This is a genomic window from Bradyrhizobium sp. HKCCYLRH3099, assembly GCF_051167855.1.
In the GTDB taxonomy this organism is placed as follows: domain Bacteria; phylum Pseudomonadota; class Alphaproteobacteria; order Rhizobiales; family Xanthobacteraceae; genus Bradyrhizobium.
Genome location: NZ_JBNPTW010000011.1, coordinates 126,650 through 138,046, shown reverse-complemented (window position 1 = coordinate 138,046; position 11,397 = coordinate 126,650). Strand labels below are relative to the sequence as shown.

At 66.8% G+C, this 11,397-nt stretch carries 12 protein-coding genes; 8 read left to right on the top strand and 4 right to left on the bottom strand.

The annotated features are described in order from the left end of the window. The first annotated feature begins 10 nt into the window (after positions 1–10). Positions 11–2,305 (top strand): heavy metal translocating P-type ATPase, encoded by a 2,295-nt coding sequence (locus ACQR1Y_RS21250; RefSeq protein WP_434875205.1) that lies wholly within the window; start codon positions 11–13, stop codon positions 2,303–2,305. Between the two features lie 3 nt (positions 2,306–2,308). Here the strand turns inward: ACQR1Y_RS21250 and ACQR1Y_RS21245 are convergent, their stop codons facing one another. Further along, positions 2,309–2,698: a hypothetical protein gene (locus ACQR1Y_RS21245; protein ID WP_434875206.1), complete on the bottom strand. Its 390-nt coding sequence runs from the start codon at positions 2,696–2,698 to the stop codon at positions 2,309–2,311. Positions 2,699–2,849: 151 nt separating this feature from the next. Here ACQR1Y_RS21245 and ACQR1Y_RS21240 point away from each other — a divergent pair, with 151 nt between their 5' ends. Continuing rightward, a complete protein-coding gene (locus tag ACQR1Y_RS21240) occupies positions 2,850–3,566 on the top strand; it encodes an MgtC/SapB family protein (RefSeq protein ID WP_434861197.1) in 717 nt (238 codons plus the stop codon). A 164-nt stretch (positions 3,567–3,730) separates the two neighbouring features. Here the strand turns inward: ACQR1Y_RS21240 and ACQR1Y_RS21235 are convergent, their stop codons facing one another. Then, entirely contained in the window at positions 3,731–4,534 is an 804-nt protein-coding gene (locus tag ACQR1Y_RS21235; RefSeq protein ID WP_434861074.1) for an RMD1 family protein, read from the bottom strand. Positions 4,535–4,662: 128 nt separating this feature from the next. Here ACQR1Y_RS21235 and ACQR1Y_RS21230 point away from each other — a divergent pair, with 128 nt between their 5' ends. Then, positions 4,663–5,811, top strand: coding sequence for a DUF3095 domain-containing protein (locus ACQR1Y_RS21230; RefSeq protein ID WP_434875207.1), 1,149 nt, complete (start codon positions 4,663–4,665; stop codon positions 5,809–5,811). A gap of 6 nt (positions 5,812–5,817) precedes the next feature. Here ACQR1Y_RS21230 and ACQR1Y_RS21225 read toward each other — a convergent pair whose 3' ends face one another. Together ACQR1Y_RS21225 and ACQR1Y_RS21220 are read right to left on the bottom strand one after the other, a co-directional pair. Continuing rightward, positions 5,818–6,252, bottom strand: a complete 435-nt coding sequence (locus tag ACQR1Y_RS21225) for a DUF2147 domain-containing protein (protein WP_434875208.1) — start codon at positions 6,250–6,252, stop codon at positions 5,818–5,820. A gap of 1,171 nt (positions 6,253–7,423) precedes the next feature. Further along, positions 7,424–7,957 carry a GNAT family N-acetyltransferase gene (locus tag ACQR1Y_RS21220; RefSeq protein ID WP_434879409.1) on the bottom strand — a complete coding sequence of 178 codons (534 nt, stop codon included), beginning with the start codon at positions 7,955–7,957 and terminating at the stop codon, positions 7,424–7,426. A gap of 105 nt (positions 7,958–8,062) precedes the next feature. Between ACQR1Y_RS21220 and ACQR1Y_RS21215 the strand changes: the two genes are divergently transcribed. The 5 genes from ACQR1Y_RS21215 to ACQR1Y_RS21195 all read left to right on the top strand — a co-directional run bounded on the left by ACQR1Y_RS21215 (position 8,063) and on the right by ACQR1Y_RS21195 (position 11,389). Then, entirely contained in the window at positions 8,063–8,662 is a 600-nt protein-coding gene (locus ACQR1Y_RS21215) for a superoxide dismutase (RefSeq protein WP_172181129.1), read from the top strand. A gap of 203 nt (positions 8,663–8,865) precedes the next feature. Further along, complete coding sequence (gene crcB, locus ACQR1Y_RS21210; protein ID WP_434861611.1) at positions 8,866–9,252, top strand: fluoride efflux transporter CrcB; 387 nt, start codon at positions 8,866–8,868, stop codon at positions 9,250–9,252. Positions 9,253–9,534: 282 nt separating this feature from the next. After that, complete coding sequence (locus ACQR1Y_RS21205) at positions 9,535–9,762, top strand: hypothetical protein (RefSeq protein WP_434879408.1); 228 nt, start codon at positions 9,535–9,537, stop codon at positions 9,760–9,762. Positions 9,763–9,767: 5 nt separating this feature from the next. Then, positions 9,768–10,520 (top strand): metal ABC transporter ATP-binding protein, encoded by a 753-nt coding sequence (locus ACQR1Y_RS21200; protein WP_434879407.1) that lies wholly within the window; start codon positions 9,768–9,770, stop codon positions 10,518–10,520. Then, entirely contained in the window at positions 10,520–11,389 is an 870-nt protein-coding gene (locus ACQR1Y_RS21195) for a metal ABC transporter permease (protein WP_434879406.1), read from the top strand. The genes ACQR1Y_RS21200 and ACQR1Y_RS21195 overlap by 1 nt, the downstream gene beginning before the upstream one ends. Positions 11,390–11,397: the final 8 nt, after the last annotated feature.

Here is an 11,397-nt window from a genome sequence, read left to right as displayed (position 1 = left end):
CCGGCATCCCATGTTCGAGCGCATCCTGCGGTGGACCCTCGTTGCAATCGCGGTGAGCGGCCTCGCCGCGGGCGGCGTCGCGTATCTGCTCGGCCGCTCCGACCTCGCCGGGATCGCCTTCACGGCCTCAACCGTTCCCGTCATCGCCGGCCTCATCGTCTCGATCATCCGCGACGTTCTCGCCGGCCGCATCGGGGTCGACGCCATCGCCCTGGTCTCCATGAGCGCGGCGATTGTGCTTGGCGAGCCATTGGCCGGCGCGGTGGTGGCGCTGATGTATTCCGGCGGCAATGTGCTCGAGGATATCGCGGTCGCCCGCGCCGAGCATGATCTGCGCGCGCTGGTCGATCGCGCGCCGCGCGAGGCGCATCGCCGTCGCGGCGACGACATCGACAACGTTCCCATCGCTGCCGTGCTCATCGGCGATCGCCTGATGGTCCGGGCCGGCGAGATCGTGCCGGTCGATGGCGTGGTCGAGGCGGCGCTCGCGGTGGTCGATGAATCCGCGCTGACCGGCGAGCCGATCCCGGTGACGAAGACGCGCGGCATGGCGATCCTGTCCGGCTCGGTGAATGCGGGCGACACGTTCGAGATGTCGGTCACGGCGACGGCGGGCGAAAGCACCTATGCGGGCATCGTCAAGCTGGTGACGGCCGCGCAGACCGCCAAGGCGCCGTTCGTGCGGCTGGCCGACCGTTACGCGCTGATCTTCCTGCCGGTCAGTCTCATCATCGCGGGCGCGGCCTATGTCGCCTCGGGCGATCTGATCCGCAGCCTCGCCGTGCTCGTCGCCGCGACGCCCTGTCCGCTGATCCTGGCGGCGCCCGTCGCCTTCATCGCCGGGGTGGCCCAGGCCGCCCGCAGCGGCATCCTCGTCAAGGGCGGTGGCAAGCTCGAGGCGCTCGCGCGGGCGCACACCGTGCTGTTCGACAAGACGGGCACGCTGACTGTCGGCGGCGCGCGGCTGCTGTCGGTCGATGCGGCGCCGGGCGAGGATGCGGACGCCGTGCTGCTGCTCTGCGCGTCGCTGGAGCAGGCCTCGCATCACGTGGTGGCCCACGCGATCGTGCAGGCCGGCCAGGCGCGGGGGCTGAAGCTGAAGGTGCCGGCGCAGGTCCGGGAGACCATGGGCTCCGGCCTGGAAGGTCTCATCGATGGTCGCGCCGTCATCGCCGGCTCGCGTGATCTCGTGCTTGGCTCCCGCACGCCGCCGCCCTGGGCCGCCCGCGCCATCCGCCGCGCCTCCTGGCGCTCGGCACTGATCGTGTTCGTCGCGGTGGAGGGGCGGCTGATCGGCGCGCTGCTGCTGGCGGACGAACTGCGCGCCGACACCCCGCGCGCAATCCGCTGGCTGCGCCAGGCCGGCATCGCCCGCATGGTGATGGTGACCGGCGACCGCGCCGCGGCTGCGCAGGCGATCGGCGCCGCGCTCGACCTCGATGCCGTGCTCGCCGACCGCGTTCCGGCCGACAAGGTGGAGGCGGTCAAGAGCGAGCAGCGGCTGCATCCGACGATCATGGTCGGCGACGGCATCAACGATGCGCCCGCACTGGCCTCGGCCGACGTCGGCATCGCGCTCGGAGCCCGTGGCGCCAGCGCCTCGTCGGAAGCCGCCGACGTCGTCATCCTGGCCGATCGTCTCGACCGCGTCGGCGAGGCGATCGTCATCGCACAGCGCGCGCGGCGGATCGCGCTGGAGAGCATCTTCGCCGGCATGGGGCTGTCGTTCATCGCGATGGGCGCGGCGGCGTTCGGACTGCTGCAGCCGGTGCCGGCCGCCCTGGTGCAGGAGGCGATCGACGTCGCCGTGATCCTCAACGCGCTGCGCGTGCTGCTGCCGGCCGGCCGCGGCAAGGCCGGGCAGATCACGGCCGAGGACGGTCGCGGGCTGCGGCATGACCACCAGGCGCTGCTGCGCGGCCTCGACCGGCTGCGCGGGATCGTCGATGCGCTCGACGAGGCCTCGCCCGAGAACGCGGTGGCGCTGATCATGGAGGCGAACGGCCTGGTCCAGGACAAGGTCGTTGCCCATGAGCGCGACGACGAGGGCTCGGTCTATCCCAAGCTCGCGCGGCTGCTGCAGGAGAGCCACGGCCTGTCGGCGATGAGCCGGGCGCATCGCGAGATCCTGCATCTGGCGCGGCTGCTCGGCCGCCTCGTCGAGGACCTGCCCTCCGAGCACGTCGACCGCTATCTGATCCGCGACGCGCAGCGCGTCATCGAGGCGATCGAGACGCTGGTGCGCATGCATACCGCGCAAGAGGACGACATCTACGAGGCGGTGGCGGCGCACGCCGCGGCCTGATCGTCACTTGGCTGGCTTGGGCAGGTCGATGCGCTCGCTGGCAAACTCCGGCGGCCCTTCGATCAGCCGGCGAATGCGGCGTTCGCGCTCGTCCGGGGGCAACGCCGGATCCAGCATCTGGTCGATCAGGCTGATGGTGCGTTGCTCGATGGCCGCCGGATCATCCATTCGCAGACGGCGCGGTCGTGGCGGCGGAGCGACGCCGAGGCCCAGCTCAAGCAACCGGCTGATGGCATCGGAGCGCGTGATCTGGTGGGTCTCCGCCCACGCATCGATCTCGGCGGTGAGCTCCTGGGACAGCTTCACCGCGCTCACGGCATCATGCCCCAGCCTGACGGCGGGACTATAGTCCCTTCGCGTGTCGGACAATGACGTCATCTGCCTGTTGATCATGTCAGCCTAAAAGATGCAGGAGGGATTGGGATTTGATTTCGATCAAGGACGGCCTAAGAAAGCGGCTGTCGCGCGGTGGTCCGACTGCCCGATACCATTCTTGTCCGCGGTCGAGACGGCCGCGCGCGTGATTCCGAACGGCCCGTTGCCCATGCGATTCCTGCACACCTTCCAGCTCTATGATTTCCTCGACACCATCGTCAGCCTGTTCACGGCCTTCGTGCTGGGCACGCTGATCGGCGCCGAGCGGCAATACCGGCAGCGCAGCGCCGGCCTGCGCACCAACGTGCTGGTCGCCGTCGGCGCGGCCGCCTTCGTCGACATCGGCAATCGTCTCACCGGCGCCGACGGCGCGGTGCGGATCATCGCCTATGTGGTCTCGGGCATCGGCTTTCTCGGTGCCGGGACCATCATGAAGGAGGGGATGAACGTCCGCGGCCTCAACACGGCGGCAACGCTGTGGGCTTCCGCCGCGGTTGGCGCCTGCGCGGGGGCCGACCTGATCGCTCAGTCGCTGGCGCTGACGCTGTTCGTGCTCGCCGGCAACACGCTGCTGCGGCCGCTGGTCAACGCCATCGATCGCATCCCGCTGAATGCCAAGACCTCGGAGGCTCACTACAAGATCGTGGTGACCACCGACGTGCTGCATGCGGCCGAGCTGCGTGAGGCCGTCGATGAGCGGCTGGAGGCGGCGAGCTATCCGGTGCGGGAGACCGATGTCGTCTACCGGTCCGAGGACATTGTCGAGATCACCGCGGCGCTGGTGCCGCTCGCCGTGGAGAGCGCAGAGCTCGACCGGATCGTCTTGGAGCTGGGCAGACTGCCCGGCGTCCGTCATGCGACCTGGAGCGTCAGCGCGCTGGAGTGATGCGACGGCCGTCATGCGCCCCGCATCCAACAACGACGACGGTCTGCCCTCGTCATCCAACTCGCTCCCCGTGCTCCTCGTCGAGCATGACCGCAATGTTCCATCCGGCGGCTGAACCCGAGCTGAATGCCCCGGACTCGCGCGCCGTAGACCAACGCCTGGCGTCAATGGCCGGCGCGGGCGAAGATCTCGTAGAAGCCGAGCACGATCTCGCAGGCGATCAGGATGACGACGATGACCTCGAGCCGCAGCGAGCGCTTGGTGTCGATGATGTCGGCCAGCGCGGTCGCGGTCTCCGCGATCACCGCGAGCTTGCGGTTGAGCGTCTCCTCGCGCTCTTTCAACTCGTACTCGTCCTCGAGCCGCGCATAGAGCCGTTCGAGATCGGGCCGGTCCCACAGCACGTCGGGCTTCTCGCCGACGGCGACGCGGCCGGAGACGCGGTGCTGCACCAGCAGCGCCGCGCCGAGCAGCTTGAGCATCGCCACCCGGCTCTTTGAGGTCCTGCCCAGCGAGGCCAGCTCGCGCGCGAACGGCTCGATCGTGTCGAACACGGCTGCGATCTCGCGCTCGCTGCGGCCGAGCACCACGCTCTTGGCCAGCGCATCGGCGACGATCAGCAGCCGCTCGATCGACAGCTCCTTGACCAGGATCGGACCGCCGACCGGGATCGGCTCCTCGGATTCGCGGGCAACCTGGACCTTCGCCAATTCCTCCTCGGGCGGCGAAATCGGACCGAACAGCCGTGGACTCAACTGGTCCAGGACGTTGATCTCCTCGGCGACTGTCAGACCGATGAAGACGACCACGCCATAGCGGAACACCACCGCGATGCCGGTCTCGCCGATGCGCACCGCGAGCGGCGTGGCCGACAGCACCTGGCCTTCGAAACCGGCGGTATTGATGCGGTCCGCGATCTGCACGGCGCGGGCGGCGAGTTGGGGGACAGGCGGGGAGTCGGCACTCATGAGGCAAGGCTAGCACGTCGATGCCGACGGAACGATAACACGTGCCGCCTGACGCTTCCGGTCTGAACCCGCTTGACAGGGATGATCGTAGCTCCGCATGGAAGGCGCATTCCGACGGATGACCTCGCATGTCGAAGATCAGCTCTGCAGACTATTACGCTTCGATCCCGGTCTTTCGCGGCTTCTCGAGGCTGATGGATCCCGGGCTCTACAAGCCGGTGCCGGACGATTGGCTGATCGGCACCGCCGATATCGTCGATTCGACCAAGGCGATTGCCGACAAGCGCTACAAGGCGGTCAACATGGCCGGAGCGGCGGTCATCGCCGCGGTGACCAATGCGCTGGAGGGGCGCGAATTCCCGTTCGTGTTCGGCGGCGATGGCGCAAGCTTCGCGGTGGGCCCGGAGGATGCCGCCGCGGCGCGCGAGGCGCTGTCTGCGACGGCGACCTGGGTGCGGGAGGATCTCGATCTTTCGATGCGTGTCGCGCTGGTGCCCGTGACGGCCATCCGTGCGCAGGGCCTCGACGTGCGCGTCGCGCGCTACGGGCCGTCGGCCAATTTGTCCTATGCGATGTTCGCCGGCGGCGGGTTGGGCTGGGCCGAGGCGGCGATGAAGCGCGGCGAGTTCGCGGTCTCCCCGGCGCCATCGGGTGCGCAGCCCGATCTGTCGGGCCTGTCGTGCCGCTTCGAGGAGATGCCTTCGGCGCGCGGCTTGATCCTGTCAGTGCTGGTGCTGCCGGGCGCCAATGCGGATCCGCAGGCGTATCGCAAAGCCATCGAGGACATCATCACGCTCACCGAGCGGAGCCCCGACGCCGGGCGGCCGGTGCCGGCCGGCGGGCCCGCCCTGCGGTGGCCGCCGCAGGGGCTGGGCTACGAGGTGCGCGCCACGCGCGGCTCGGCCGTCTCGCGCTGGGTCCGCGTGATCGGGCGCACGCTGTTCGTCTATGCCGTCATGCGCTTCGGCATCAACATGGGTGGCTTCGTGCCTGTTCTCTACAGGCAGCAGGTCGTCGAGAATTCCGACTTCCGAAAATATGACGATGCGCTGCGCATGATCCTCGACTGCTCCGAGGATCTCGCCAAGGAGCTGGAGCGGCGTCTCAGCGAGGCCGCCGCCCATGGCATCGTGCGATACGGGCTGCATCGGCAGGATACGGCGATGATGACCTGCTTCACGCCATCGGCCATTCGTCCCGACCACGTGCACTTCGTCGACGGTGCGCAAGGCGGCTACGCCTCCGCGGCGACCGCGCTCAAGACCGCGGCCGCCTGAGGTCGCTCAGCGCGCGCGGGTCCAGGTCTCGCCGCCGCACATCGCGCCGACGCAGCCCTCGACCTTCAGCGTGTCCGGGCCGGAGACCGAGATGTGGCTGGTGTAGCTCTGGCCGTCATCGGCGTTGTAGATCTTGCCGGACCATTTGTTCGGCCCCTCGGGGTGCACGCCTTCGAACAACTGCAGCCCGATGATCGGACGGTTGGCCAGCGCGCGATTGGGATTCTTGTTGTCGACCGCCGGCTTGCCGGTGTCGGTGTCCATCGGCTCCTTCAGCCACACCACCGTGCCGCACAGATTGGCGCCGCACTTGGCGACCTTGATCTTGGCATCGCCCGCCTGGGTCAGCCAGGTGCCGGACGGATCGTCGGCGGCGAAGGCCGGCTGCGCGATCACGAGCGACGCGAGTGCCAGACCGGCCAGACGCAATTTCCAAATCATCTTAACCCCCGTTGAATCCGCGTCTCCATAACAGCAAACGGCGGAGTTGCAATCGGGAGAGGCGCGGTTGTCCAAAGCGCCGTCATCACGATCGGGTGCATTGCTGGCGGGTTGTCTCAATTCCTTGCGCGGTTGTCTCATAGCCCTCGGATCAGGTTTGGCTGGCGCGACGATCACCGCCGTCGTCCCGGCCTTGAGCCGGGACCCAGACCCACAGGAGCGGTTTGAGGCAGGCTGGTCGTTGGCTTCTGTGCCCATCACGTCTGCTGAGGAGTACGGATCCCGGATCGGCGCCATGCCGCGCTTGCGCGCGTCATGGCTTGTCCGGGACGACAGCAATGGGTGGAGCGGACTTTACGAGTCAAACAGCGATCGACTTGAAGACATGAAGGCGTGGTCTCGCGGCGAAACTCGCCCGAGTGTTGCATCGAACACGTCCCTTGCAAACCGTGCAGAGGGCGCAGGGAATGCCGGGTGACAGCCTCACCCATGGCCCGCCTGCGGAAAAAAATGCAGGCGGCAGGTACCACAGGCAAAGCCGGAACACGCCGGCATTCCCTGCGCGATGGTCTTCACGCTTATACGCAGTCTCCCTGGTGCGCCGGGCTTGTTGGCCACCATCACCACGCGGCACATCGGTGCCATCGCGGCTTGACACCAGCATCGGGGTATCAGGACGCTGCGACTTCACGTCCGCGAAGAATCGTTCGTCCACGCCCTCGTAGCCGAGGACGCTGCGATCTCTCGCGGCCACCGCATCCCCGCCTCGCGTGTCGTGACGATCGCGCGCTACGCCCCTTCTGCTTGAGGCGGGATGCGCGGAGATAATCATGATTTTCGGAAATACGCAAGGGGATTAATTTTTTTTCGAATTCACGTTTCGCGAGCAGACCGGCAGAGAGAGCCCGGCCGGCACGGCAGCGGCGGTGCGCTCCCTCTCCCCGTCCTTCACGGGGGGAGGGCTGGGGTGAGGGGCAGCGGCACGGGTGGTGTGTGTGAAGAAGTCTCAGGCTCTCCTTCTGAGCGAATTTGAAAGAGTGGGGCAGGGCTTGCTGCATGCACCTCCCGTGTGGCTGCCCCTCACCCCGACCCTCTCCCCGTGAAGAACGGGGAGAGGGAGAGCACTGCCCGTGCCGCGTGCTGACGGGAACAACAGTCGGAAGGTGATGCCTCACCACGGCAGTCCGCACAGATCGATCGTGCCTCGCGTCGGCGCGGTGCGCTTCACGTCGTGCACCATGGCCGACAGCGTGTCGAAGCGGATGCGGCCTTTGTCCGGCTGCTCGGCATAGACGTCGCCGTCGAATGGAATGAAGCCGCGCGCGCCGTAGAAGGCGAGGCGATCGGGCGCGCAGAACAGCAGGGCGTAGTTGATGGAATCTTCGTGCCGCAACGTCTGAATCGCGGCGTTCAACCCGACCGTGGCGAGGCCGCGATTGCGCATGTCGGCGCGCGTCAAAACGCCGCCGATGCCGGCGATGTTGACGTTCTGCCCGTTCCACTTGACGAGGCGGCGATAGATCCCGACATGACAGAGCAGATCGCCGGCCTCGTCCAGCACCAGCACGCGCAGGTCGGCATGCGCAAAGCTGATACCGGCCCAGGGTAACGTGGCGACGACCTCTGGGGGCCAGATCGCATCATAGAGCGGCTTGGCCTGCGGCCAGGACGCGTCGCCATTCAGGACCTCGATTTCGATGCTCATCAAAACGGCTCGCTTTTTCCAGAATCACAGTGTTTAGGAGTCCGGAACCTTCTATAAGGAGGTCCCGTTTAATCCCGTCTTCCCACAAGTTGCGGAACCGACCCCATGACCTTTACGCTTCCCCCCCTGCCTTACGCCTATGACGCCCTCGGCGCCTACATGTCCAAGGAGACGCTGGAGTATCATCACGACAAGCATCACCAGGCCTATGTGACCAACGGCAACAATCTGATCAAGGGGACCGAATTCGAAGGCAAGTCCCTCGAGGAGATCGTCAAGGGCTCGTTCGGCAAGAACGCCCCGATTTTCAACAATGCCGGCCAGCACTACAATCACATCCACTTCTGGTCCTGGATGAAGCCGAATGGCGGTGGCACCAAGCTGCCGGGCGCGCTGGAGAAGAAGATCGACGAGGACCTCGGCGGCTACGAGAAGTTCAAGGCGGACTTCATCGCCGCCGGCGTCGGCCAGTTCGGCTCCGGCTGGGCCTGGCTGTCGGTCAAGAACGGCAAGCTCGAGATCTCCAAGACGGCCAATGGCGAGAGCCCGCTGGTGCACGGCGCGACCCCGATCCTCGGCGTCGACGTCTGGGAGCACTCCTACTACATCGACTATCGCAACCGCCGTCCCGACTATCTCAAGGCGTTCGTCGAGAACCTCATCAACTGGGAATATGTCGAACAGCTCTACAGCAAGGCTGTCTGATCTGACGTGATCGACAGGGAAGGGCGGTGAGCGAAGAGCTCGCCGCCCTTTTTCTTTGACGCATTCTTTGACCCTCGGGGTGTTTGACGCTGATGTGACGTGGGCGGTTCTTGCAGCCATGCGATCGCTGCGGCAAAAGTCTTGCATCATTTGAGACGAAGGCAGGCATTCATTCTGTCGATGCCATGCGAGGTGGTGCTCCCGTGAATCAGCTGTTCGGCTATTTTCTCGTCTTCTTCGGCGGCGGCTGCGGCGCCTCGATCCGGCATGCGGTCAACATGGCGAGCGCCCGCGCACTCGGCACCGATTTTCCGTGGGGCACCTTCATCATCAACATCACGGGCTCCACCGTGATGGGCCTGATCGCCGGCTATCTCACCTTCAAGGGCGGCGCCACCCAGCACTGGCGGCTGTTCCTGATGACCGGCATCCTCGGTGGCTACACCACGTTCTCGGCGTTCTCGCTGGATACGGCGCTGCTGTATGAACGCGGGGCGGTGGGACTGGCGGCGGCTTACGTGCTCGGCTCCGTCGGCATCTCGATCGCGGGGCTGTTCGCCGGGCTGGCGCTGGTCAGGGTGTTGAGCTGAGGTGCGTCGCTCCCGCGTGAAGAAGCTCGACTGTTAACTTGGCCCCTGGATCGCTTCGCTGCGCTCGCGATGACGGAGCAACGTTCCGGCAGAATGCTCGCCATGACCGGTGAGGCGGCACCGGGCATGACCACGACATCCGTCATCGCGAGCGCAGCGAAGCGATCCAGGGGCCGAGGAAAATACCTAGCCGGATGTGGGCCAATATCCCTCGGTGGAAGGTCAAGGCGCCATTTGCCCTCGGTGGACAGGCGTGACGTTATAATGTAACATTATGACGAAATGACCCAGTCCGCCTTCCCGAGTCATGGCCACAGCCATGCGCATGACGCGCAGGGGCATGGCCACGGCCACAATCACGGCCATGCCCACAGCCACGGTCCCGCCGCGCCGCATCCGGCGCAGCCGGCGCCGTGGTCGATCCTGCGGATGCCGGTGACGGTGCGGCTCGGTGCGGCGCTGGCGGCCAGCGCGGTGCTGTGGGTGATCGTCATCCTGGCGATGCGGTGAGGACGATGGCGCAGTTGCAGTTTCGCGATGTCACGCTGGGCTATGACCGCCACCCAGCCGTGCACCACCTCTCCGGCGAGGTCTCCGAGGGCGCGCTGCTGGCCGTGATCGGGCCGAACGGCGCCGGCAAGTCCACGCTGTTTCGCGGCATCGTCGGGCTGCTGAAGCCGCTCGCCGGCAGCATCTCCGCCGCCGGGCTGAAGCCGCGCGAGATCGCCTATCTGCCGCAGATCGCCGACATCGACCGCAGCTTCCCGATCTCGGTGTTCGACTTCGTCAGCACCGGGCTGTGGCGCAGCACCGGCATCTTCGGCGGCATCGGCGCCGCCGCGCGCGACAAGATCGCCCACGCCATCGCCGCGGTCGGCCTCACCGGCTTCGAGGGCCGCGGCATCGGCACGCTCTCCGGCGGCCAGATGCAGCGCATGCTGTTCGCGCGCGTGCTGCTGCAGGACGCCCGGGTGATCGTGCTCGACGAACCCTTCAACGCGATGGACTCCAAGACCTCGGCCGACCTGCTGCAACTGATCGAGCACTGGCATGGCGAGCGCCGCACCGTGCTGGCGGCGCTGCACGACATGGACATGGTGCGCGCGCACTTCCCGCAGACCCTGCTGCTGGCGCGCGAGGCGGTGGCCTGGGGCCCGACCGCCGAGGTGCTGACGACGGACAATCTCTCGCAGGCGCGCCGGATGTGCGAGGCCTTTGACGACACCGCCGCCCCCTGCGTGCCCGCGCAAGCCTCGCGGGCGGCGTGATGTTGCGCGAGGTCCTGTTCGCTCCGTTCTCGGATTTCGAGTTCATGCGCCGCGCGCTCGCGGCCGTGATCGCGCTGTCGCTCGGCTCCGGTCCGATCGGCGTGTTCCTGATGCTCCGGCGCATGAGCCTGGTCGGCGACGCCATGGCGCATGCCATCCTGCCGGGGGCGGCGATCGGTTTCCTGCTGTCGGGACTCAATCTGTTTGCGATGACCACCGGCGGCCTCGTCGCCGGCTTCGCGGTGGCGCTGCTGTCCGGCCTGGTCTCGCGCTCCACCGGGCTGAAGGAGGACGCCTCGATGGCGACCTTCTATCTCGCGTCGCTGGCGATCGGCGTCACCATCGTCTCGGTCAAGGGCACCAATATCGACCTGCTGCACGTGCTGTTCGGCAACATCCTGGCGATGGACGACCCGACCCTGCTGATGGTCGCCACCAACGCCACGATCACGCTGGTCGTGCTCGCGGTGATCTATCGACCGCTCGTCGTCGAAAGCGTCGATCCGCTTTTCCTGCGCACGGTAAGCCGCGCCGGCGCGCCGGCGCATCTGATCTTTCTCGGCCTGATCGTGGTCAATCTGGTCAACGGCTTCCAGGCGCTCGGCACACTGCTCGCGGTCGGGCTGATGATCCTGCCCGCCGGCATCGCGCGGTTCTGGTCGCGCGACGTTACGTCGATGATCTGCATCGCGGTCGGAGCCGCGATCGTGTCCGGCTATATCGGGTTGGTGCTGTCGTTCCAGACCCGCATTCCCTCCGGCCCGGCCATCATCCTGGTCGCGTCCGTTCTCTATCTCGGCTCGGTTCTGTTCGGACGCGTGGGCGGCGTGCTTCCGCAACTGTTTCCGGGACGCCACCTCGAAGCCTGAAGTTGATG